We start from the raw sequence: 21,981 nt of genomic DNA, 5'->3' as shown, positions 1-21,981 counted from the left end.
CTGCCGTTTACAGGTACCGGCAGACCTGGTCCGCGCTGCACGAGTCGGGGTCGGGCTGCGCGGCGTCGCGTCTGAGCTCGGTGATGGTGTCGCGCAGCGCGGCGAGCTGGGCGATCTGCTGCTCGATCTCGGCGAGGCGTGCGTCGAGGAGGTCGCGCACGTGCTCGCAGGGAGCAGCGCCGTCGTCGCGGATGTCGAGGATCTGGCGGATCTGGGCGAGGGTGAGGCCCGCGGCCTGGCCGCGGTGGACGAAGTCGATCCGGGCGGCCGTCTCGGGCGCGTAGTCGCGGTATCCGGACGGCGTGCGCTCGGCCGGCGGCAGCAGGCCCTGCTCCTCGTAGAACCGCAGCGTCTTCGCCGTCGTTCCCGCCCGCTCGGCGAGTTCCCCGATGCGCATCGCAGGCCCCCTCTTCTTTCGGCAGAAGTCCTCTTGACCTTCCCCTGCACTGGAAGGTCCAGTATGGCTGAGACAGACCGGAAGACCAAGTGTTGACAGGAGCTGCGATGCCCACGAAGTACGACCTCGCCATCATCGGATCGGGCGGTGGTGCGTTCGCCGCCGCGATCCGCGCGACCACGCTCGGCAAGTCGGTGGTGATGATCGAGCGCGGGACGCTGGGCGGCACCTGCGTGAACACCGGCTGCGTGCCGTCGAAGGCCCTGATCGCCGCGGCCGACGCACGGCACTCCGCGGCCGACGCCGCCGACCGGTTCCCGGGGATCGCGACGACGGCGGGGCCGGTGGACATGCCCGCCCTGATCGCCGGGAAGCAGGCGCTGGTCGAGTCGCTGCGGGGCGAGAAGTACGCCGACGTCGCCGACTGCTACGGGTGGGCCGTCCGCCGCGGCGACGCCGCGTTCGCCGGCACCCCCGACGCTCCGGTCCTCCAGGTCGCCGGGGACGACGGCAGCACCGAGACGATCGAGGCCGGGCACTTCCTGGTGGCGACCGGCTCTCGGCCGTGGGCCCCGCCGATCGACGGCCTGGACGAGACCGGGTACCTGACCTCGACCACGGCGATGGAGCTGACCGAACTCCCTGAGTCCCTGCTCGTGCTCGGCGGCGGCTACGTCGCCCTGGAGCAGGCGCAGCTGTTCGCCCGGCTCGGCTCCCAGGTCACCGTGCTGGTCCGGTCCCGGCTCGCGTCGAAGGAGGAGCCGGAGGTGTCCAGGACGCTGGAGGAGGTGTTCGCCGACGAGGGCATCCGGGTGGTCCGCCGCGCGCTGCCGACGCGGGTGTCCCGCGACGCCGCGACCGGGCAGGCCGTCGTCACCGCGGACGTCGCCGGGGGGCGGGAGGAGTTCCGCGCCGACCAGGTGCTCGTCGCCCTCGGACGACGACCGGTCACCGACGGGCTCGGCCTCGACAGGGTCGGGGTCGAGACCGGGGACCTCGGCGAGGTGGTCGTCTCCGACCGGATGCAGTCCTCCCACCCGCGGATCTGGGCCGCGGGCGACGTGACCGGCCACCCCGAGTTCGTCTACGTCGCCGCCCACCACGGCACCCTCGTCGCCGAGAACGCGTTCGCCGACGCCGACCGGGCCGTGGACTACGCCCGACTGCCGAGGGTGACGTTCACCGGCCCGGCGATCGGCGCGGTCGGGATGACCGAGAAGGACGTCGTCGCCGCCGGGATCCGCTGCGACTGCCGCGTCCTGCCGCTGCACCACGTGCCCCGCGCACTGGTCAACCGCGACACCCGCGGCTTCGTCAAGATCGTCGTGGACGCCGACACCGGGAAGATTCTCGGCATCACCGCCGTCGCCAAGGACGCCGGCGAGCTCGCCGCCGCCGGGGTCCACGTGCTCGGCAAGACGGTCGCCGAGGTCGCCGACGCCTGGGCCCCCTACCTGACCATGGCCGAGGGCATCCGGATCGCCGCCAAGGCCTTCACCACCGATCCGTCGCTCCTGTCGTGCTGCGCGTGAACGCGCACGCAGACAATCGGGGGGAACGCTCAGCTGGGAGAGGAACAGACGATGAGCGGCGATGAGGACCACGACTCGCATCGCGCGGGCGTGCTTGTCGGTGCTGGGACGGGCTTGCTCCTGTTGGCATGCTGCGCGCTTCCGCTGCTGATCTGCTGCGGCCTGCCTCTCCTCGCCGCGGGCGGAGCCCTCGCAGGTATCGGAGGTTTCCTCGGCAACCCTTGGCTCATCGGTGCCGGGATCGCAGTCGGGGTGGCCGTCACAGCGGCGATCGTCCTCCGGCGACTGCGGCGGCACCGACGTCGCTCGACCGGCTGCTGCGGCAATCGTTCGACTACTGACCGGGGTCAGTAGTTCGAGTGGCTCCAGTCATCGTCGCCAGTTCGGCCACGTCGGCATCCCGCGACCCTTCCAGGTCTCCACGAGGCCAGCAACCCAGCGGACGGACGCGAAGACCCCGTAGCCGGCCGCCGCGAGGCCCGCGGCGATCACGAGCCAGCGCCCGATCCCGAGCCACACGCTACCGTCCACGTCCAGCGCCCACTGAGCGCCTGTGATGAGCCCAGCGATGCCCATCCAGAGCCCGGCGACGACCACCACCACCGGCAGGAGTGCGAGGCACATCGCGGCGGCGGCCGACCAGAGCTGACGGGCCTCCAGCTTCGCCGTGGCAGCGATGATCCGCTCGGCGCGCTCGTTCGATGCGTCGAGGTTTGCCGCGATCGTGGCAGACGCCTCCCCGGCGACCTGTTCGACGGCCTTCACGACTCGCTCCTCGGTGCGCTTTTCGATCCGCTGCACCGCGCCGCCGACCTGGCTGACGAGCTTCTGGTTCGCCGCGGCCTGCGCCTTGAGCCCCTCAATCGCCGATGCCGTAGCCGCGTGATTCCTCTGCGCCTCCGCGACCAAGCTCTGCGACGCGGCGTTCAAGCTCTCGCCGTTGAGACTCTGCGCGAACTCGCCGAGCGTGCTCGCGATCTCGTTCAGCCTGCTCTCGATACTCGCGATCCTCGCGGACGCGTCGCTGGAGGGCGAGGAGGTCGACGCCGAGGCCGTGATCCGCTCCAGCCGCCTCGTCGTCTCCTCGTCCATGACCTTCACGAACCCTGCGAGCTTCTTCTGCTGCTCGGCCAGCCGGTCGAGCCTCGCGTTCTGCGCCTCGACGGCGGCGAGGATCGAGGTCAACGCCTCCATCGTCTCCGGACTGTCGAGCTGCTGCTGCGATCCGCTCTGCGCGTTCTGCTGCTTCAGCCTGTCGAGCGCTGCGCTCATGTTCCTGCTCCTCCTGCTGCTGGTGATAGTCGAAGAACGCCTGCGCGCCCTCCGGGGTGAAGTCCGCCGAGAGTGCGCTCGCGCGCTTGCGGCGCTCGGCGCGTCCGGACTCGCCGCGGCGGTCCTCGATGTAGAGCGTCCAGGTCTCCTGCCCGGCGCGCTTGCCCTTCTTGCTGACGGGGCTGTGCAACCGCATCCGCGGCACCCGCTCCCCGTCATCGCCGAGCTGCTGGTTCTGCTCCTCGATCACCGCTTCGAGACCGGCCTTGTCCACCGCACGGGGATCAGCCAGGGCGGCGCTCATCCGGTCGCCCATCTCGCGGTCGAGCCCGCCCTCGGCGAAGTCCTCGCGGCGCAGCTCCCAGTCCTTCGGCGCGTGCTCCAGACGCTTCACGACCGAGAGACCGTGCTCGCGCATGAGCTCGTCGTTCGCTGACTGAACGCCCCGCTGGTTCCCGGCCTTGCGGTCGTGGAACGTGCGATAGTCCGAGAGCGCCTTCCCCGTCCGATTGCTGTGGTTGATGACCAAGATGTGGTTGTGCGGCTTCTTCCCGCGTCCGTCCACATGGCTCACCACGAGGCAGTCCGCGTTGGGGTGCATCTTCTTCGCGAGCTGGTAACCCAGATCGTTCACCCGCTGCACGTCCTCAGGATTCTTTGGGTCGAACTCGTCGTCGCTGAACGACTGCCTGTAGTGCAGCGCCTCGACGTCACGCTTCGTGTTCTGGGTGAGCGCGCGGGCGCGCGCCGAGAACGCGCCGGGGCCTCCCGGCACGTCGCCCGTGATCGCGACGCCGCGCTCGTCCTCCTTGCCCCGGATGTAGCGCTCGGTGTCGGCGGCGTTGGCGCTCGGACTGTAATGCGTCGTGCTCATGAGGCCGCCCGATCCCCGAGCAGCGCGCGGACCTCGTGCAGCAGCTCGATCAGCTCGGGCACCTCCGCCGACAGCGCCACCGGCTCACCCGCGCGAGCACGGCGGTCCAGGTCGTTGACGTTGATCGCGAGCGGGCGCACCTGGGCGGCCAGCTCCCGAGCATCAGCAGACGCCTGCACGCGCTCCTCGACCCCGAGCAGCTGCGCGGCCACGGCGGCATCCAGCTCCTCGCTCCGAGAGGCGTGCAGGGCATCGCGCACGACGGTCCGCACCCACGTGCTCGGAGCCAGCCCGAGCCGCTTCGCACGAGTGCGAAGCGCCGCGAGCGTGGCGTCATCGAAGCGGGTGTCGAGCCTCCCGCCGCCCCCACGACGACGCTTCGCGCCGCCGTGACTCTGGCGCACAGCCTCCGCATCAGCCCGACCGGTGTTCACCTGGGAGTCGGTCTGCTGCTCCACCTGTACGCCAGAGTGGCAAGCAGTAGCCGTGTCGGACGTTTCGCTGGCGCTCATGTCCTCCCCGGCTGCTTGCGAGGGGCCTCCGGCCCCCTCGACCCCCTGGAAGAGCGCATCGCGTTCGGTGCTCATGCGGCACCTCCGATCAGCGCCAGCGGCACGTCAGGGCTCCGCACCGCGAGCCCACCCAGCAGCTCAGCAACCGCGCCCTCCGCATCATGTTCGGCCGAGGTCTCCGGGCCGTAGGTCAGTTCCCGCGACCCGACGTTCTGGTGGTACGCGTTGCCGTACATACCGGGCGTGTGCGCGGCGGTCGGAACGCTGCACTGGTGCCACTCGTAGGGCTCGATCTTCCCGATGTGCTGCACGAGGTAACGATTGATGTCGTCGGCACGATAGACCTTCACGACCGAGGCCAGCCGGCGGATGAACTGGTCCAGCGCCTCGTCCACGTTGCCCTTCTGGCGGGCGTAGTAGAAGAACTCGACGGGCTCGATCGTCGCCGTGATGACGATGAGGCGCGGGGCGACCTCGCCCTTGTTCTTGTAGCGGGCCTTCGCAGGCGAGGCGTTGTACGGATCGAGCAGCAGCAGCCAGTCGTTCGCATCCATCGCCGAGGCCCGCAGATCGTCCAGCAGCAGCACTTCCTCGCCCCGCCAGTCATCAAGCGGGTTCCCCGTCGCGGCCCGGTAGACCTGCCACCGCTCGCCGTGCGCGTTCGCCGCGTTGATCGCCTCGGTAATGAAGTCCGTGGCGAACCGGGTCTTGCCGATCCCGGCATCCCCATGGACGAACACCACGTGCGTCGAGAACTCACCGGCGCGCAGCTTCGCCGCCGCCCGGTATGCGCGACGCTGGCCGTAGGCCGACAGCGCGTCGTCGATCTCCCGCTGATGCCGCGAGTAGATATCGAACAGCTCGTCCGTGAGCATGATCTGATCCCGCGTGATCTCACCTTGGAGAACGCGCTCCCGCATGTCCTCGAAGTTCTCGGCGACGATCTTCTTCTTCACGTGGGCGCGGCCCTTCAGCCACGTCTCCCGGCGCTGGGCGTCGATCCCGAGGTAGTCAGGCCCACGCACCGTGGCGACCTCCGAAGGCGCGTACTGGTGCTTGTCCGCGTACTTCACGTGCGTCAGATACGACAGCATGTTGTCGAAGGCGTACCGCCCGCGGCCAGGCTTCTCGACGTACTGGGGCTCGACGCCGATGCCGAACGCGAGCCGATCCAGCGGCGCACTCTTCGCACGGCTGGCGAACTTGATCACGGCGTGCAGGTGCTCGGGCTTCGGTTCGACCACCAGGGCCTTCTCCGTGTCACTCCAGACCTCGCGCTCGTCCCTGTCGTGCACGATGCCGTAGGCCTCGACGACCTGGCAGCCGGTGGCCTCGAGCCGCTGCACCACGTAGGCGAGGATCGCCTCGGCACCCTGCTGGAGCAGCGCGGCCCCGTTCGGGTCCTCGGCAGCCCAGGCCCAGTACGACGGATCGAGGTACTGCGTGAGCCCGATGCTCGTCGGGTTGTTCTCCTGCTTAGCCACGGCGACCACCCCCGCCGCGGGCGGCGCGGAGGGCCTCAGAGGGAGTGCGGCGCCTAAATGACCCCCTATTGACCCCCAAATGAGACCCCAAATGATCCCGCGGGACCACGCGACGGAGCGAGGGCGGAACAGGCCGCTGACCAGGCATGTTGTTGCAAGGCGCGGCAATCGACAAGCCCTTGCCGCGCCCGTAGGAACGAATGAGGGTCTCGTAACTCTTGGAGTGCGAAGCACGGCTACGGGCAGCCATCACGACGACGGGCAGCCCGCCTTCGGCGGGTGCCAGGCCAGGCCCTCCGGGCGGGGTCAGGTTGGTGGGATCGGTGCTGAGGTTGCGTGCGTCGGCGTACATCAGCGACCACCGCCCCGGCCGTAGCGCTTGATGACAGCCTGATGCGTGACGCCGAGGGCGTCGCCGATCCTGGCCCAGGTCACCCCATCGGCTCGGGCGTCGGCGACGGCGATCTCGACGGCCTCCTCCAGCACAGAGCGGAGCACGCCGAGGTCGTAGAGCTGGGCCTCGGCGTCGGCGAGGGACGGGTCGCCCTGACGCCAGCGGAAGCCGGTCAAGTGATCGAAGGCGGCGGAGTTCGCGCTCATCAGCGACCACCGCCCATCACAGAGGCAACGGCGGCGCGCTGGCGCGGGGTCAGCGGAGTGAGTGCCAGGCGCTCACCGGCTCGGCGGCCAGCGGCGCGGGCGGCGGCGATGACGGGATCGTGGCCGTCTGCCTGCGGAGAAGGAGCGGAGCCCTGATCGAGGCCAGGGCGGACGAGCGCGGATGCGCGGGGAACGTCGATAACGACAGACATCGGAAGTCCTCAGACATGAGTATCTTCCGGTTCCCCGCCACGGTAATTGGGCTGTTTGACCGGCTACTCATCCGGGAGCAGAACCCCGCGCTTCTAAGTCGCGGCCCCGGTGGGATCTTCTTGTCTGCAACCATTCTTCCATGACTCGACTCACCAGTGCAATGACGAGTCGAGTCATGAGTCAGTCGCGTCTCGGCTCGATCCGCACGAGATCGGGGTCGAACTTCACGTGACCCGGCATGATGGGCTCGATGGTCACCGTCACCAGCTCGTCCACGAGCATCCGGCGACGGTCCATGTCCAACGCCTTCCACTTCGACTCGACAACCTCGCGGCGCTCCGCGGTGCCGACCGGCTCGTCGACCTCCGCCAGCAGCTTCGCCGCCACCGACACCGAGCGGTCGAGCAGCTCCGCGTCGATCTCGTCGATGCGAGCCTTCACGTCGTTGATCGCCGCCGTGATCTCCAGGACCGGCTGATGGATGTCGCGCAGCAGCGGGCTCAGCTCCTTCACCCGCTCGACCAGGGCGTTCCGTTCGGTCAGCAGTTCCTCGCGATCCGGCCCGGCGGCTTCCTGCGGCATCACGAGGTCGTGCACGTCCACGGACGACAGGCGCGTGAGCACCGCCTCGGTGACCATCGCATCGACGGGCTCGCGCTGGCGGGTGAGATGGAACTGCTCGCCACAACGGTACGTCGGCTGCTTGCGGCTGTTCGTCCCCGAGACGAGCGTCGCGCCGCACTTCCCACAGAGGCCGATCGTGGACAGGAGGTACTTCGGCTGATTGCCCTGCCTCGCCGACCTCCGCACGTTGTCCTCCAGCTTCGCCACCGCGGCCCGCCACGTCTGCTCGCCGACGATGGGCGGGAACGCCTCGCCCTGCACCGGGTACAGCTCGCCGGTCTTGTAGTGGCGGATGAAGCCAGCGTAGAGCGAGTTCGCCAGCAGATACCGCACAGCATCGACGGAGAACTCCGACCCGCGGGCGGTGAGGTGGCCAGCGCTGTTCAAGTCCTCCCGGATGCGACGGATCGACAGCGACGGCTCACCGAGGAACGCATCGAAGGCCCGCCGAACTGCGGCGGCCTCCTCCTCGATCAGCTCGCCCTCCCTCGTCCAACCGAACGCCTTCCAGGTGGACGCCGGGATGCCTTCGGCGCGGCGGCGCTCGTTCGACCTGATCTGCCGCTCCGCCTTGCGTCGAGCCTCGAACCGGGCGAGAGCGGCGAGCATCGTCGCTCGGAACTCTCCGTCGGCCGTCGAGAGGTCGATCTCGCCGTCCACTGTGACGACGCGCAGGCCGAGGTCGATCAGCGTGTTGAGGTCCTTCGTGCTCCGCAGCAGTCGGTCCATGTCCACGGCGACGACCATCGAGAATCGACCTGCTCGGGCGTCGTCCAACATCTCGGCCCAGCGGGTGCCAGCTCGACGCTTCTTCGTCGCCGACACCGCGTTGTCCTCGTAGACCTCGACCACGTTCCAGTCCTTGGCCTCGGCCAATGCCCTGATCTTCCTCAGTTGTGTATCGACCGTCCAGCGGTCGCCTTTGCGGTCCATGGAGGCGCGGACGTAGGCCGCCACCTCGTTCGTCTTCCTCAGCGCTACCAGTTCGACCATGCAACCAAGCTTACGTGGACGAGTGTTGCAACCCCGACATGTGCTACCGCAGGTCGATCACGCCGGTGCCGAGGCTGATCCGCTCGGTGCGGGCGGCCATCGCGGCGAGGATCGGGAACGGTGAGGAGAACATCCGCTGGAAGTGGTGGGCGCGGAGCCAGGCGCCGTCGAGTCCGGCGTCCTCGGCGGCCACGGCCATCGCGACGACGTCGTCGAGGGCCTGCCGCGCGTCCGGGGCGGTGCCGGGCCGGTGGATCCAGTGGCCGAAGTTGAGGAAGCCGAGGTGCTTGCGGGTCATGCCGGGTGCAACCGCGGGGCGGGCGGGGCTGTTCCCGGTGCTCGTCTGACCGCCGGCCGGCGACATCACCTGCGGGCAGACCCGCGGAGATGTCGCTGCGGAGCGGTCGATCGCCGCGGCGTCCGCCATACTGGCGGGCATGAGCGAGCAGTGGAGCGAGAAGGACATCGAGCTGGCGAACCGGCTCTTCGACATGGCGCGGGACGGGGACACGGCCCAGCTGAAGGCATACCTGGACGCCGGGGTGAGCACGCGCCTGCGCAACCACGCGGGCGACTCCTTCCTCACCCTCGCCGCCTACCACGAGCACCCGGACACCGTGGCGATGCTGATCGAGGCCGGCGCCGAGATCGAGCACGCCAACGATCGCGGCCAGCGCGCCCTGACCTGCGCCACGTTCAAGCGGGATGTCGTCTCGATGCGCCACCTCCTGGCCGCCGGTGCGGACCCGGACGCGGGCACGCCGTCGGCCCGGCAGACCGCTCAGATGTTCGCCGGTGCTGACCTGCTGGCCGTGCTCGACGGCGGGGACGCGGCGCCGTCGTCGGAGGCCTGACCCGCCGGGAGGACGGTCTGCCCGTCCCGGCGGGGCGCCTCGGCGATCGCCTCCCAGCGGGCCTCGTCGTGGGGCACGGTGACGTGGGTGCCGGGCGGAATGGAAGAATGGGGTCCGACATGACTTCTTCCCACACCCTCCCCGCCGCGGCGGTGACCGACGCCGACGACGTCGCCGACCTCCACGCCGCGCACTACGCCAAGTCCGCCGGCGCGGGTCGACGCATCACCGACGACGATCAGCTCCACGAGGCCCGCCACCCCGCCCCGACGACGGACCGCCTGACCCTGCCCCCGCTGCGGCTGGGGCCGCTGACCATCGACGTCCCCGTGGTGCTCGCCCCGATGGCCGGCATCACGAACACCGCGTTCCGCCGCCTGTGCCGCGAGTACGGCGGCGGCCTCTACGTCAACGAGATGGTCACAGCCCGCGCGCTCGTCGAGCGCAAGCCCGAGTCGATGCGGATCATCCAGCACGACCCGGACGAGGTGCCCCGCTCCGTGCAGCTCTACTCCGTGGACCCGGTCACCACCGGCGCGGCGGTGCGGATGCTGGTCGAGGAGGGCCGCTGCGACCACATCGACATGAACTTCGGCTGCCCCGTGCCGAAGGTGACCCGGCGCGGCGGCGGCTCGGCCCTGCCATGGAAGTCGGAGCTGTTCGCCTCGATCGTCAAGGCCGCCGTCACCGAGGCCTCGAAGAAGGACATCCCGGTGACCGTGAAGATGCGCCGCGGCATCGACGAGGACCACCTGACCTTCCTCGACGCCGGCCGCACGGCCCGCGACCTCGGCGTCGCCGCCGTCGCCCTCCACGGCCGCACCACGCGCCAGTTCTACTCGGGCACCGCCGTGTGGGACGACATCGCCCGGCTGCGCGAGGCCCTGCCGGACATCCCCGTGCTCGGCAACGGCGACATCTGGTCCGCGGAGGACGCCATCGCGATGGTCGAGCGCACGGGCGTGGACGGCGTCGTGATCGGCCGCGGCTGCCAGGGAAGGCCCTGGCTGTTCGGGGACCTGCAGGCCGCCTTCGAGGGCCGCCAGGACCGGTTCCGCCCGACCCTGGGCATGGTCGCGGACACGCTGTACCGCCACGCCGAGCTGCTCGTGGACACCTTCGGCGGCGACGAGCTCAAGGCGCTGCGGGACATCCGCAAGCACGTGGCCTGGTACTTCAAGGGCTACCCCGTGGGCTCGGAGATCCGCACCGCGCTGTCCACCGTCCCGGACCTCGCCACGATGCGCGAGATCCTCGCCCGCGTGGACCGGGACCAGCCCTATCCGGGCGAGGCCGCCGAGGGCCCGCGCGGCCGGGCCGGCGCCCCCAAGCGCCCGCACCTGCCGGACGGCTGGCTCGACTCCCGCGAGCTCAATGCCGAGCAGCAGGCCATGATCCAGGCCGCCGAGCTGGACGTCTCCGGTGGCTGAGCCCACGACGCCGGAGCCCGCCGCCGGAGCGCCCGCCGCGCCGTCGTCGCCCTGGACCGGCGCCGCCCACCAGCCGGTGCTGTTCGGCCCCGAGGGCCGGCCCCCGTATGCCGGCCGCGCTGTGCAGACCCCCGGCTACACGCCGTGGGACCGGGAGCGGTGGCTGCCCGAGCCGCCCAAGTCCTCCTACCGTTCGGACTTCGAGCGGGACCGTGCCCGCGTGCTGCACTCCGCGGGCCTGCGCCGGCTGGGGGCCAAGACCCAGGTGGTCGCCCCGGACGCGGACGACTTCGCCCGCACCCGCCTGACGCACTCGCTCGAGGTGGCCCAGGTGGGGCGTGAGCTCGGCCGGTCGCTGGGCTGCGACCCCGACCTCGTGGACACCGCCTGCCTGTCCCACGACCTCGGCCACCCGCCCTTCGGGCACAACGGGGAGAAGGCGCTCGACGCGCTCAGCGAGGACGTCGGCGGCTTCGAGGGCAACGCCCAGACCCTGCGCCTGCTGGCCCGCCTCGAGCAGAAGAAGCTCTTCGCGGACGGCTCCTCCGCGGGCCTGAACCTCACGCGCGCCGCCCTCGACGCCGCGTGCAAGTACCCGTGGACCCGTGAGGACGCCCCGCTGCGCCCCGACGGCACGCGTTCGCGCAAGTTCGGCGTCTACGAGGACGACCTGCCCGTGTTCCGCTGGTTCCGCGCCGGGGTGCCCGGCACGCGCACGTCCATGGAGGCGCAGGTCATGGACCTCGCGGACGACATCTCCTACTCCGTGCACGACGTCGAGGACGGCGTGGTCAACGCCGTGTTCCAGCTCAAGTGGCTGGCCATCCCGGAGCACCGGGAGCGCGTCGTGGAGACCACCCGCCAGTGGTACCTGCCGCACACGGACCCGGCCGAGGTCGACGCGGCCCTGGCCCGCCTCGAGGCCACCAACGTGTGGGTCTCCGAGATGGACGGCTCCCGGCGGGCGCTCGCGGCGATGAAGGACATGACGAGCCAGCTGATCGGCCGGTTCTGCAGCGCCGCCTTCGACGCCACGCGCCAGGTGTTCGGCAACGAGCCGCTCACCCGCCACGGGGCCGACGTCGTGGTGCCCGAGGAGACGGAGACCGAGATCGCCGTGATGAAGGGCATCGCGGCGGCCTACGTGATGACCGCCGAGCAGCGCCAGCCGCTCTACGCGCGGCAGCGCGAGGTGCTCGCGGAGCTCGTGGCGCTGCTGGAGGCCACGGGGGACCGGTACCTCGAGCCGATGTTCGCGTTCGACTGGGCGCAGGCCCCCGACGACGCCGCCCGGCGGCGCGTGGTGATCGACCAGATCGCCTCGCTCACCGATTCGACCGCCGTCGAGTGGCATCACACCCTGGTGCAGGGCGCGGAGTTCCGTCGCGTCTGGCTCTGACCGGCGGGTCCAGCAGCGCGGGAAGCACCGCGCCGGCGGGACCCCGCAGGACGTGCGTGACCGCGCCGCTCAGCTCGGTCTCCACCGGGTTGATCTCCACGACGGCGGCCCCGGCCCCCAGCGCCACGAACGGCAGGGACGCCGCCGGCTGGACGATGCCCGAGGTGCCGACCACCAGGCACAGGTCGCAGTCCTCGAGCGCGGCGAAGGCGCGGTCCCAGGGCTCGGCCGGCAGCATCTCCCCGAACCACACGATCCCCGGGCGGATCAGCCCGTCCCCGCACACGGTGCAGGCCGGCGGTGCCTCGCGGAGCATCGCCTCGAGGTCGGCCTCGGAGCCGGCCGTCGCCTCGTCCGCGGGCGCGCCCGGATCGACGTCGGCGGGGGCCCCGCAGTCGGCGCAGCGGTGCTCGAACAGGGACCCGTGCAGGTGCGCGAGGACCCGGGCGCCGGCGCGCTCGTGCAGGTCGTCCACGTTCTGGGTGACCACCTCCAGGCCGGGCGTGCGGCGCTGCCAGACGGCGACGGCGTCGTGCCCCGGATTCGGTTGGCGGGCCCGCACCATCCGGGCACGCCACCGGTACCAGGACCACACGAGCGCGGGATCCGCGAGGAATGCCTCCTCCGTGGCGAGCTCCTCCGCGGAGAACCGCTCCCACAGGCCGGTCTGGGCGTCGCGGAACGTGGGGATGCCGGACTCGGCGCTCATCCCCGCCCCGGAGAGCACCACGGGACGCTCGGCGGCGGCCACGAGCGCGCGGACGGCGTCCAGCACGTCAGGGTCGAGGTCGGGGGCGGAGGCGGCGAGGACGGGGTGCGGATCGGCCATGTCCCCAGCCTAGGCAGGCGGCACGGGTGGTCGCCCCCCTTCGTTTGGGGGCGGTTTGCGGCGTTATTCCGTCGGAATACCGCCGAATATCGCCCCCGAACCCGTGAGTGGGGTCAGGTGAGGTCGGGCGACGTCGTCGGCAGGCCCGTGCCGGCGGCGCGGGCGAGGGCCCGGCGCAGGCCGCGGGCCTTGAGGAGGACCTCGTCGTGCTCGGCGGCCGGGTCCGAGTCCGCGACGATCGCCCCGCCGGCCCCCACGGACCAGCGGCCCCCGGCAAGCACGGCCGTGCGGATCACGACGGACAACGACGTCGTCCCGTCCGCGCTCAACATCCCCAGCGCCCCGGAGTAGACCCCGCGCGGGGAGGCCTCCCACGCGGCCAGCAGCTCGACGCTGCGTCGCTTCGGCGCGCCCGTCATCGACCCGCCCGGGAACAGCGACCGCACCACATCCACGGGTTCGACGCCGGCCCGTGCCGTGCCCGTGACCGTGGAGACGAGCTGGTGGACGCTCGCGTAGCTCTCCACCGCCATGAGGGAGGGGACTTCGACAGAGCCGGGCTCGCACACCCGCGAGAGGTCGTTGCGCAGCAGGTCCACGATCATGAGGTTCTCGGCGCGCGTCTTGGGGTCGGCGGCGAGCGCGCGGGCGGCCTCGGCGTCCGCGACCGGGTCGGCCAGGCGGGCGGCGGTGCCCTTGATCGGCTTGGTGCTGTACCGGCCCGCGCGCCCGGCGAGGAACCGCTCCGGTGAGGCCGAGACCACGGCCCACCGGCGGGCGCCCGTGCCGTGCTCCAGCAGCGCCGCATACGGGGCCGGCTGGTGCGCGGCGAGCTCGTGAAAGAGGACCAGCGGGTCCACGCGCAGCCCGGGATCGGCGTCGAAGCGGGTGGTCAGGCACAGCTCGTAGGAGTCGCCGGCGTGCAGCGCGGCGCGGCAGCGGGCGATCTGTTCGGCGTACGCCGCCCGGTCCTCGCGCCACGTGCCCGGCGCCTCCTCGTCGGCCTGTGGTCCCGGGCCGGCGTCCCGCGGCGGGGGCACGACGACGTCGCCCGACGCCGTCTCGAGAGCGCGGCGGGCCGCGGCGAGGGCGCGGCGCACGTCCGCCGCCCAGCGGTCGGCCCCGGTCTCCGCGGCGGTCGGAGCGAGGGAGACGACGCAGCAGTGCAGCACCCCGGCCGCGTGGTCCGCCACCACGTAGCGGGACGGGCGCACCCAGAACTGCGCGGGCAGGGATGCGGGGTCCCCGGGTCGGGGTGAGGGCGGTGTCACCCCCAGATCCGCCAGGCCGAGCTCGTAGCCGAGCCAGCCGACCAGGCCGCCGCGCAGCGGCAGCCCCTCGCCGCCGACCACCGGCCGGGGCGCGGCCGCGGCCGCGAGGTCGGCCCACGCGCGGTCCGGATCGGCAGGGTCGTCGTGCCGGACCAGCCGCGGGCCGGGGGAGGGCGTGCGGCCCTGCTCCTCGCCGAGCACGTCCAGGCCGTCTCCGGCCACGGACCAGCGGGCCTCGGCCGGGTCCGGCAGGGCCGAGTCCAGCCAGAACGACGCCGCCCCGCGCACGACGGCGTGCGCGTAGACCGCCGCCACGGCGGTCGCCGCCGTGTGTCCGGCCGCCGCGAGCGCCGCGGCGTCGAGCGTGCGCACGGCCACGTGCAACGGGGTGGCAGCGGCCACGGACGGTGCGGGGGCGGTGGGCATGGCCCCCAGCGTAGGGGTCAGCCCCCGCCCGGATCGCTCCGTACGCTGGCGGCATGCCGTCCTCCCCGCCCCGCCGCGCCCTGGTCGCCGCGCTGCTCGTGGGCGTGCTCCTCGTGCTGCTGGCCCCGTGCGTGGACTACGTCATCGCGTTCACCGCGCTCGCGGGCGGGGCGGCCGAGCGGCTGCTGGCGGCGGCTCCGCTGCTCATGCTCGTCCAGCTGGTCGTGCTGCCCGTGCTGCTGCGCGTCGTCGCCGGCGAGGCTGCCGTGGCCGCGGTCGACGTCGGGCCCTTCGTCCGTGCGCTGGTCCTGCTGATCCTGGCGCCGCTCGCGCTCGCGGCGCTGCTCCAGTGGGGCACGGCGCGCGGCCGCGGCGGGGTGCGCCGCACGGCAGCCGGGGTGGTGCGCGGGTGCACGGCGGCGATGGTCCCGCTCATGGTCGTCACGCTGTTCACGGTGGTCGCCTCCCAGATCCGCGGGGTGGGGGAGCGGTTGCCCGCACTGGCCGCCGTCGTGCCCCTGTTCGCGGCGTTCGCCGCCGTGATGGTGGCCCTCGGCGTGGTGGCTGCGCGGTGGGCGCGTCTCGACGTGCCCGCAGGACGGGCGCTCGTGTTCTCGGGCGTGACGCGGAACTCCCTGGTCGTGCTGCCGCTGGCGTTGGCCCTGCCGGCGAGCCTGGACCCGGCCCCGCTCGTGGTGGTGACGCAGACGCTCGTGGAGCTCGGGGCGATGGTGAGCCTCGTCCGGCTGGTGCCCCGGCTGCTGCCGCTGCACGGGCAGTCCGCGGGGGCGGGCGCGGGTCGAACCGTGACCTGACCGCCCAGAATGTTGCCTTACCGTGACCGGAATCACGGTCCCGGGTGGCTATGGTGGGCGACATGAGCCTCTCGTTCGTGTCCTCGGCGCGCCGCCGTCACGGCGGCCTGGCGTCGGCCGCGCTGTTCCATCCGCTGGTCGAGGCGGCCACCGGCGCACTGCCCGTCATCGACCCCGCCACCGGGCGCCCCGCGTCCGAGGGAGTGGACGCGGCGCGGACCGAAGCGTCCCGCGCGGCAGGGACCGGTCCTGCACAGGCCGCAGCGGAGACCGAGCCATCCACGCAGGCCGGTTCCGCTCGGGGCTGACCGCTCCGCCCCCTCCCTAGAATGGTCCGCATGGCTGGACTGATCGTGCGCAAGGACATCGACCTCGTCCGCGAGCGCACGGATCTGAAGGCCGTCGTGGAGGAGTTCGTCACCCTGCGCTCGGCAGGCGTGGGCTCATTCAAGGGGCTGTGCCCGTTCCACGACGAGCGGACGCCGTCGTTCCACGTGCGCCCCGGCGTGGGCACCTACCACTGCTTCGGCTGCGGCGCGCACGGGGACGTCATCAGCTTCCTCATGGAACTCGAGCACACCACGTTCACGGAGACCGTGGAGCGGCTGGCGTCCCGCGTGGGGGTGGAGCTGCACTACGACGACGGCGGCACCGGCCCGGACAAGGCGGAGACGGGGCGCCGTCGTCGCCTGTTCGAGGCGAACAAGGTGGCGGACGAGTTCTTCCGTCGGGCCCTCGGCTCGCCCGAGGCCCAGGCCGCCCGCGACTTCCTCACCCAGCGCGGGTTCACGCAGGAGCACGCGGTGCAGTTCGGCCTCGGGTACGCCCCGCAGGGGTGGTCGCATCTGCTGGACCACCTCCGGCAGCGCGGCTTCCGGGACGAGGAGCTGCGCGCCTCCGGGCTGGTGTCCGAGGGACAGCGCGGCCTGTACGACCGGTTCCGCGGCCGCCTGCTCTGGCCCATCCGGGACATGACCGGCGCGACCATCGGCTTCGGCGCCCGCAAGCTCTACGACGACGATCCCGGCCCCAAGTACCTGAACACCCCCGAGACGCCGCTCTACAAGAAGTCCCAGGTGCTCTACGGCATCGACCTGGCCAAGCGCACGATCGCCAAGGAACGCCAGCTGGTGCTCGTCGAGGGCTACACGGACGTGATGGCGGCCCACCTGGCCGGCGTCGGCACGGCCGTGGCCACGTGCGGCACCGCGTTCGGCGCGGACCACATCAAGGTGGCCCGCCGCCTGATCTCCGACGACGGCACGGGCGGCGAGGTGATCTTCACCTTCGACGGCGACGAGGCCGGGCAGAAGGCCGCCCTCAAGGCGTTCGACGAGGACCACCGCTTCCTCGCCAAGACGTTCGTGGCCGTGGAGCCCAGCGGCATGGACCCGTGCGACCTGCGCATGCAGAAGGGCGACGAGGCCGTGCGCGCGCTCATCGCCTCGCGGCGGCCGCTCTTCGAATTCGCGATCCGGGCGGGGCTGAAGGACTACGACCTGAACACCGTCGAGGGCCGCGCCGGCGCCCTGCGCCACGCCGCGCCGATCGTGGCGGGCATCAAGGACGCCGTCCTGCGTCCCGGCTACGAGCGGGAGCTGGCCGGCTGGCTCGGCCTGGACCCGAACGCCGTGCACCGCGCCGTGGCCGCGGCCGGGCGCGCGCCGCGGCGGGGGCCCGAGCCCGAGGCACGGCCGGCCCCGGCGGACGACGGGCAGGCGATCGGGCCCACGGGCCGCCACGGGGAGGCCGCCGCCCCGGCGCCGCGGATCGTGGTGCCGGTGGATCCGCGCGACCCCGTCGCCCGTCGGGAGCGGGAGTCCCTCGAGGTGGTGCTGCAGCATCCGACCCTGCTCTCCGCAGAGCAGTGGACCGCGCTGTACGCCGCCCGCTTCACGGTCCCGCAGTACGCCGCCGTCCACCAGGGCGTGAAGATGGCCGGGTCGGCGGGGGCGACGCCGCAGCGCTGGGTGGACGCCGTGCGGGACGCCGTGCCCCAGGAGGTGGCCGGCGTCGTCTCCGAGCTGGCCGTCCGCGACCTGCCCGCCCGCACTCCCGAGGATGTGGACCGGTACTGCCGGGACATCATGAACCGCCTGTTCGCCCTGCAGATCGTGCACCGCAAGGAGGAGCTGCTCGGGCGCCTGCAGCGGCTCGGCCCCGAGGGCGACCCCGCCGAGTTCACCCGCCTCAACAGCGAGCTCATGGAACTGGAGGCGCGCCGCCGGGCCCTCCGAGCCGACGACTGACCCCCACCCGTTTTCGTTCGGGAAACGGCGGCTCCAGGCGCGTTTTCGTTCGGGAAACGGCGGCCCGTCGGCCGCGCGGCGTCAGCGCTCGTCGACCGTGAGCACCTCGCCGGACGTGGCGTCGATCTCGACCTCGGGGCCGTCGGAGCCGTCCTCGCGATCGAACCCGACCTCCCACTGGAGGGTGCCGTTGTCGTCCTCCAGGTCCATCTCGTCCAGGGTCACCCCGTCACGGCCCTCCCGGGCGGTGTCGAGTGCCTGCTGGGCGGTGACCTCGGCGTCCTTCGCCTTCTGGACGTCCTCGAGATCCGACTCGCGGTCGGTCTCGGTGATGTCGCCGTCGGCGGTGACGTCCAGCTCCTTCACCTCCTCGCCCACCACGACGTCGACCTCCCAGGTCGTGTCGTCATCGTTGGCGTCCACCTCGACGATGATGCCGTCGCCGTGCTTCTCCAGGACCGCGTCGATCACCGCGTAGGCGGGGTCGTCGGCCTGGCCGGTGCCCGAGCCGCTGCTGGCCGCGGCGGCCGTCGACGACGCCGACGTCGACGAGGCCGACGACGACGCCGAGGCCGACGTGGTCGAGGCGTCGTCCGTGGCGGGGGTGCTCGCCACTGCCGAGGAGGCGTCGACCTCCGGCGAGACGGAGCCGTCGTCGCCGTTGTCGGCCGTGGTGCCGCAAGCCGCGAGGGCGAGCGCGGCCAGCACGCCCGTGCCGGTCAGGGCGGTCTTACGCGTGAGGGTCGTGATGGTCATGGACACGTCTCTCCTTCGGGTCCGTTCCTGATGATTCTGGGGATGTCCTCGCACGGTAGGCCTGCCGGAGCCGTGCCTGGCAAGGGCCGCCGGTCCCCGGGGGCGGGCAGGGCGACGACGGCGCCCCGCGGCCGGGTGGCACGCGGGCGGGGGCTCTGGTAGAGTTCCATCCGTTGTCCGAACGGCTCCGGCGGTTCGCGGCACATTCCCCCGTAGCTCAACGGCAGAGCATTCGACTGTTAATCGAAGGGTTGTTGGTTCGAATCCAACCGGGGGAGCCGAGCAGAGGCCCCTGCACCGACCATGTCGGTGTGGGGGCTTTTTCGTGCCTGGAGGACGACCGGGCCGAACAGTTCAGCGAGCGTGATGTCGAGCCACCCCGCGATCGAGGCCAGTTCGGGGAACGTGAAGTCCTGCTGTCCGCTCATCCGCCGGCTGACCGCGCTGCGTGTCAGGCCCATGTGCCGGGCCATGTCGGACTGGTTGACCTGCCGGCGGCCCATCCAGGCGCGGATCTCCGCGAGGAGCGCGGTCTTGATTTCTGACTCATCCATGTGTCCAGCGTAGCGAAGGGCAGGCCAGTCGTCATGGGATACGAAAAAAAATTGCTACATAAGCAACATACGGCTTGACCAGTGTTGCGGGTAGCACAACACTGGTGGCCATGACGAGACAGAAGCAGTTAACTCTGCAAATCCGCTCCAGGTTGGCCCTGGCCGACAAAAGCATGGGGGACCTGGGCGAAGCCCTCGGTCTAAGCCGCGCATCGGTGTCAGCACGTATGAACGGGCACCGCGATTTCACCTTCACGGAACTCGAGACCGTCGCTGACTTTCTTGGGTTGTCGATGCGAGACCTCTTCGTGTTCGAGGCCGAGGAGGGGAAGCCGTGACGGCGACAGTGGTTGACCCTGACCACGGCGCGTCCATGACTGCTGCGGCAGCGCGTGACCTCACGGACCAGATTAAGACTGGCATGGAGTCGGTCTACCACCTCATCCGTTCGGCATATCGAGGACGGGCCTGGGCCGTTCTTGGCTACCGCAGCTGGGACGACTACGTGACCCGTGAGTTCGGACACCTCCACCTCCGTCCGCCCTTGGAATATCGGCAGGACGTGGTCCTCTCACTTCGTGAGGCCGGCATGAGCGCACGCGCCATCGCAACCGCCACTCAGTTGTCTAAGAGCACCGTGCACCGGGAACTCGACGCGACGGCGGGTCGAGATGTCCCAAATGGGACACCTGGAAACGCTCGGCGGGTGACTGGCACGGACGGGAAGACCTATCAGCCGGTGCGCGAGCGAGCCGCGACGTCGTCCGAAGGGCCAGAGGCGGTGCTCGAGGGCCAGATGGGCCTGGACTCGGTGCTGGACATGCCGGCCGAGGAGTTCGGGATCGAGCCGCTGGACTTGGTCCGGCGCGACGAGGAACAGAAGGGCCGGGCACGCCGGGTGCTGACTGCGTTCAACGGGTCGGGTGCGGCCGCGGTGCCAGCGCTGATCAAGGCGGCTACCCCGGTGGCCTCGCTGGTGTCGCCCGCGACGGGCAAGGCGCTGGTCGAGGACGAGGACCTTCACGGGGTCGTGTGGGACTCGGTGCGGTGCGTGCGGACGCTGGCGCACGTGATCCGGTCCGTGGGCCATGTGGACGGCGAGTCCCAGGCGGAGATCCGGTCGACGCTGCGGGATGCGGTGGACGACCTGGACGAGGTGCTGAAGAAGATCGAGGAGGGCACGCGATGAGCGCGCAGCAGATGTGGGAGGCCCGAACGTCTGGGCCGAAAAGGGCGGAAGCCCCGAGCAGCGGCCAGGCTGTCGGGGCTTCCGAAAACGCTCAATCCGAGACGGTGCACATTCCAAAGAACACGCTGGTCGAGCACTCGAAGGATAGCACCGGGGCGCGGCCCACGGGCAGTGGGATTCGGTCGCTTCCGCGCCGGGTGAACCCGAACGACGGTCGGTTCATCAGGGCCGTGGTGGCCGGGACCGCTGTGGCCGGGCTGGTGGCGTTCTCCATCTCGTTCGCGGCGCTCTACGAGGTCGCGGCGTGGCTGGGCCTGCCGCCGTTCATGCATTGGGCGGTGCCGGTCTTCATCGACCTGGCGATCCTCGTCTACGCGGGCTCCGTACTGGTGCACGAGTCCCGAGGGGAGTCCGCGCGGGCGTCGTGGTGGGCGCTGGGGGCGTTCACGGGGCTGTCGATGATCGCCAACGGGGCGCATGCGTGGAGTGCTGAGAACGCGAGCGTGTGGCAGTCCGTGGTGGGTGCGCTCATCGCAGTGATGGTCCCGGTGGCGGTGTTCGTGGCCACGGATCAGCTGGCGCGGGTCGCGGTGGAGAACCCGGACTCGCGGCGGGCCGAGCGCGCATCGCAGGTGTCGGAGGAGGCAGAGCAGCTGAAGGCTCAGGCGGAGCTGGATCGTCAGCGCGCGGAGCTGGAGGCCGAACTCGCGGCGAGCCGCCGGCAGATCGAGGCCCAGCGGCGCGAGGCCGAGCGGGAGGCCGAAGTGGCCGAGGCTCGGCACCGGCAGGAACTGGAGCGGATGGAGCGTCAGGCCGAGCGCGAGGACCGTGAGGTTCAGCAGGCCGTGGTCGAGGAACCGCAGGTCGCCCAGGGGGTCGAGGTCGTCGAGGCCGTGGCGTCGTCAGAGCCGGTCGCCGCAGAGACGAAGACGGTGGAGAAGGCATCGGGTGCGGACATCACTGCATGGATCGTGGCCCGCGCGCAGGAGGGCCGGGCGCCCTCGGCAGCGGAGGTCGCAGAGAAGTTCGGGTGCTCAGAGCGCACCGGGCGCCGACGCTTGGCCGATGCCCGTGAGACGCACGCCGAGGCGTTCGGAACCGAGGAGAAGCAGGCATGACCATCGAGGCAATCATCTGGGCGCGGCGGGTCACGGAGACCGGTGTACTGAAGACGGGGCAGGCGTTCGTGCTGATGCTCTTGGGCGACCATGCGGACGAGTCATGGTCGTGCTTCCCGAGCCAGGAGCTGCTGGCCCGTGGGACGGCACAGTCGGTGCGGTCGGTCCAGCGCCAGATCGACCAGCTCGAGCAGCTGGGGCTGATCTCGGTCAAGGCCGTCTACGGCGGTTCGGGACGCGAGGGGCGGACCGGATCGCGGTACCAGCTGCATCCCGAAGCCCTGGAAGGGATCGTGGGCGGGGGTGCAGATACCCGCATGGATTCGCGCCCTGACAATTTGTCGCCCAACTGGGCTGACCCCGTTTCGTAGGTCCAGTCGTTATGAGAGTCGTCCTGTTGCCCGCGGTCGCGGGCAGGGAGACTGGTCAGATCATGACGAACAGCAGGAAGCGTCACACCCCCGAGCAGGTCGTCCGTAAGCTCGGGCAGGCCGACAGGATGCTCGCCGATGGTCAGGACGTCGCGGCGGTGTGCCGGGAGCTCGGGGTGTCCGAGCAGACGTACTACCGGTGGCGGAACCAGTACGGCG

The 21,981-nt window shown here is 71.2% G+C and carries 25 protein-coding genes and 1 tRNA gene; 13 read left to right on the top strand and 13 right to left on the bottom strand.

Annotation, left to right across the window (positions count from 1 at the left end; translation table 11 throughout):
* Window positions 1-7: 7 nt before the first annotated feature.
* On the bottom strand, window positions 8-397 hold the full coding sequence (locus tag J1M40_RS01500; protein ID WP_010079214.1) for a heavy metal-responsive transcriptional regulator: 390 nt from the start codon (window positions 395-397) through the stop codon (window positions 8-10).
* 107 nt (window positions 398-504) lie between these two features.
* Here J1M40_RS01500 and merA point away from each other — a divergent pair, with 107 nt between their 5' ends.
* A complete protein-coding gene (gene merA, locus J1M40_RS01495; protein WP_206450393.1) occupies window positions 505-1,929 on the top strand; it encodes a mercury(II) reductase in 1,425 nt (474 codons plus the stop codon).
* Window positions 1,930-2,298: 369 nt separating this feature from the next.
* On the opposite strand, the gene J1M40_RS01490 is transcribed toward merA, so the two are convergent.
* From J1M40_RS01490 to J1M40_RS01460, 8 genes are all read right to left on the bottom strand, one after another.
* A complete protein-coding gene (locus J1M40_RS01490) occupies window positions 2,299-2,838 on the bottom strand; it encodes a hypothetical protein (protein WP_080555874.1) in 540 nt (179 codons plus the stop codon).
* Window positions 2,789-4,075 carry a relaxase/mobilization nuclease domain-containing protein gene (locus tag J1M40_RS01485; protein WP_024034594.1) on the bottom strand — a complete coding sequence of 429 codons (1,287 nt, stop codon included), beginning with the start codon at window positions 4,073-4,075 and terminating at the stop codon, window positions 2,789-2,791. The genes J1M40_RS01490 and J1M40_RS01485 overlap by 50 nt, the downstream gene beginning before the upstream one ends.
* Window positions 4,072-4,662 carry a hypothetical protein gene (locus tag J1M40_RS01480; protein ID WP_010079211.1) on the bottom strand — a complete coding sequence of 197 codons (591 nt, stop codon included), beginning with the start codon at window positions 4,660-4,662 and terminating at the stop codon, window positions 4,072-4,074. The genes J1M40_RS01485 and J1M40_RS01480 overlap by 4 nt, the downstream gene beginning before the upstream one ends.
* Entirely contained in the window at window positions 4,659-6,080 is a 1,422-nt protein-coding gene (locus tag J1M40_RS01475) for a Rep family protein (RefSeq protein WP_170079787.1), read from the bottom strand. The genes J1M40_RS01480 and J1M40_RS01475 overlap by 4 nt, the downstream gene beginning before the upstream one ends.
* A gap of 342 nt (window positions 6,081-6,422) precedes the next feature.
* Window positions 6,423-6,671: a hypothetical protein gene (locus J1M40_RS01470; RefSeq protein ID WP_007321353.1), complete on the bottom strand. Its 249-nt coding sequence runs from the start codon at window positions 6,669-6,671 to the stop codon at window positions 6,423-6,425.
* Window positions 6,671-6,883 (bottom strand): hypothetical protein, encoded by a 213-nt coding sequence (locus J1M40_RS12930; RefSeq protein WP_080555871.1) that lies wholly within the window; start codon window positions 6,881-6,883, stop codon window positions 6,671-6,673. Before J1M40_RS12930 ends, J1M40_RS01470 begins: the two co-directional genes overlap by 1 nt.
* A 181-nt stretch (window positions 6,884-7,064) precedes the next feature.
* Window positions 7,065-8,501: a recombinase family protein gene (locus J1M40_RS01465; RefSeq protein ID WP_070708917.1), complete on the bottom strand. Its 1,437-nt coding sequence runs from the start codon at window positions 8,499-8,501 to the stop codon at window positions 7,065-7,067.
* Between the two features lie 43 nt (window positions 8,502-8,544).
* Window positions 8,545-8,799, bottom strand: a complete 255-nt coding sequence (locus J1M40_RS01460) for an LLM class flavin-dependent oxidoreductase (protein WP_070708914.1) — start codon at window positions 8,797-8,799, stop codon at window positions 8,545-8,547.
* Between the two features lie 139 nt (window positions 8,800-8,938).
* On the opposite strand from J1M40_RS01460, the gene J1M40_RS01455 reads away from it, so the two are divergent.
* The 3 genes from J1M40_RS01455 (at window position 8,939) to J1M40_RS01445 (ending at window position 12,184) form a co-directional block, all read left to right on the top strand.
* Entirely contained in the window at window positions 8,939-9,355 is a 417-nt protein-coding gene (locus J1M40_RS01455; RefSeq protein WP_129866890.1) for an ankyrin repeat domain-containing protein, read from the top strand.
* 119 nt (window positions 9,356-9,474) lie between these two features.
* Window positions 9,475-10,785, top strand: coding sequence for a tRNA dihydrouridine synthase DusB (gene dusB, locus J1M40_RS01450; RefSeq protein ID WP_241251975.1), 1,311 nt, complete (start codon window positions 9,475-9,477; stop codon window positions 10,783-10,785).
* A gap of 121 nt (window positions 10,786-10,906) precedes the next feature.
* The gene (locus J1M40_RS01445; RefSeq protein ID WP_251393477.1) at window positions 10,907-12,184 is read left to right on the top strand and encodes a deoxyguanosinetriphosphate triphosphohydrolase; all 1,278 of its coding nucleotides are present in this window, start codon (window positions 10,907-10,909) and stop codon (window positions 12,182-12,184) included.
* Here the strand turns inward: J1M40_RS01445 and J1M40_RS01440 are convergent.
* Together J1M40_RS01440 and J1M40_RS01435 are read right to left on the bottom strand one after the other, a co-directional pair.
* A complete protein-coding gene (locus J1M40_RS01440) occupies window positions 12,111-13,013 on the bottom strand; it encodes an NAD-dependent deacylase (protein ID WP_134416448.1) in 903 nt (300 codons plus the stop codon). The genes J1M40_RS01445 and J1M40_RS01440 overlap by 74 nt on opposite strands.
* Before the next feature lie 113 nt (window positions 13,014-13,126).
* On the bottom strand, window positions 13,127-14,710 hold the full coding sequence (locus J1M40_RS01435) for an anthranilate synthase component I family protein (RefSeq protein WP_206450392.1): 1,584 nt from the start codon (window positions 14,708-14,710) through the stop codon (window positions 13,127-13,129).
* 53 nt (window positions 14,711-14,763) lie between these two features.
* On the opposite strand from J1M40_RS01435, the gene J1M40_RS01430 reads away from it, so the two are divergent.
* The 3 genes from J1M40_RS01430 to dnaG all read left to right on the top strand — a co-directional run bounded on the left by J1M40_RS01430 (window position 14,764) and on the right by dnaG (window position 17,774).
* Window positions 14,764-15,525: a bile acid:sodium symporter gene (locus J1M40_RS01430; RefSeq protein ID WP_223247518.1), complete on the top strand. Its 762-nt coding sequence runs from the start codon at window positions 14,764-14,766 to the stop codon at window positions 15,523-15,525.
* A gap of 62 nt (window positions 15,526-15,587) precedes the next feature.
* Complete coding sequence (locus J1M40_RS01425; protein WP_069942019.1) at window positions 15,588-15,833, top strand: hypothetical protein; 246 nt, start codon at window positions 15,588-15,590, stop codon at window positions 15,831-15,833.
* 30 nt (window positions 15,834-15,863) lie between these two features.
* Window positions 15,864-17,774 carry a DNA primase gene (dnaG, locus tag J1M40_RS01420; protein WP_206450391.1) on the top strand — a complete coding sequence of 637 codons (1,911 nt, stop codon included), beginning with the start codon at window positions 15,864-15,866 and terminating at the stop codon, window positions 17,772-17,774.
* An 81-nt stretch (window positions 17,775-17,855) separates the two neighbouring features.
* On the opposite strand, the gene J1M40_RS01415 is transcribed toward dnaG, so the two are convergent.
* Window positions 17,856-18,530 (bottom strand): PepSY domain-containing protein, encoded by a 675-nt coding sequence (locus J1M40_RS01415; RefSeq protein WP_081339288.1) that lies wholly within the window; start codon window positions 18,528-18,530, stop codon window positions 17,856-17,858.
* A 206-nt stretch (window positions 18,531-18,736) separates the two neighbouring features.
* Between J1M40_RS01415 and J1M40_RS01410 the strand changes: the two genes are divergently transcribed.
* A tRNA-Asn gene (locus J1M40_RS01410) sits at window positions 18,737-18,808 on the top strand.
* On the opposite strand, the gene J1M40_RS13010 is transcribed toward J1M40_RS01410, so the two are convergent.
* On the bottom strand, window positions 18,770-19,084 hold the full coding sequence (locus J1M40_RS13010) for a helix-turn-helix transcriptional regulator (protein ID WP_206450425.1): 315 nt from the start codon (window positions 19,082-19,084) through the stop codon (window positions 18,770-18,772). The two genes, J1M40_RS01410 and J1M40_RS13010, sit on opposite strands and share 39 nt — an antisense overlap.
* Before the next feature lie 110 nt (window positions 19,085-19,194).
* Here J1M40_RS13010 and J1M40_RS01400 point away from each other — a divergent pair, with 110 nt between their 5' ends.
* The 5 genes from J1M40_RS01400 to J1M40_RS01380 form a co-directional block, all read left to right on the top strand.
* Window positions 19,195-19,422: a helix-turn-helix transcriptional regulator gene (locus J1M40_RS01400; RefSeq protein ID WP_060974140.1), complete on the top strand. Its 228-nt coding sequence runs from the start codon at window positions 19,195-19,197 to the stop codon at window positions 19,420-19,422.
* An 83-nt stretch (window positions 19,423-19,505) separates the two neighbouring features.
* Complete coding sequence (locus J1M40_RS01395; protein WP_241251974.1) at window positions 19,506-20,273, top strand: helix-turn-helix domain-containing protein; 768 nt, start codon at window positions 19,506-19,508, stop codon at window positions 20,271-20,273.
* A complete protein-coding gene (locus J1M40_RS01390; protein ID WP_206450390.1) occupies window positions 20,270-21,391 on the top strand; it encodes a DUF2637 domain-containing protein in 1,122 nt (373 codons plus the stop codon). The genes J1M40_RS01395 and J1M40_RS01390 overlap by 4 nt, the downstream gene beginning before the upstream one ends.
* On the top strand, window positions 21,388-21,762 hold the full coding sequence (locus tag J1M40_RS01385) for a helix-turn-helix domain-containing protein (RefSeq protein ID WP_206450389.1): 375 nt from the start codon (window positions 21,388-21,390) through the stop codon (window positions 21,760-21,762). Before J1M40_RS01390 ends, J1M40_RS01385 begins: the two co-directional genes overlap by 4 nt.
* A 62-nt stretch (window positions 21,763-21,824) precedes the next feature.
* The coding region (locus J1M40_RS01380; protein WP_152744053.1) for a transposase at window positions 21,825-21,981 on the top strand (157 nt) is incomplete at its 3' end.

It is taken from the genome of Micrococcus sp. KRD026 (assembly GCF_017168445.1).
In the GTDB taxonomy this organism is placed as follows: Bacteria; Actinomycetota; Actinomycetes; order Actinomycetales; family Micrococcaceae; genus Micrococcus; species Micrococcus luteus.
The sequence above is the reverse complement of the archived record's forward strand: the minus strand, read 5'-3'. Positions and strand labels throughout refer to the sequence as shown.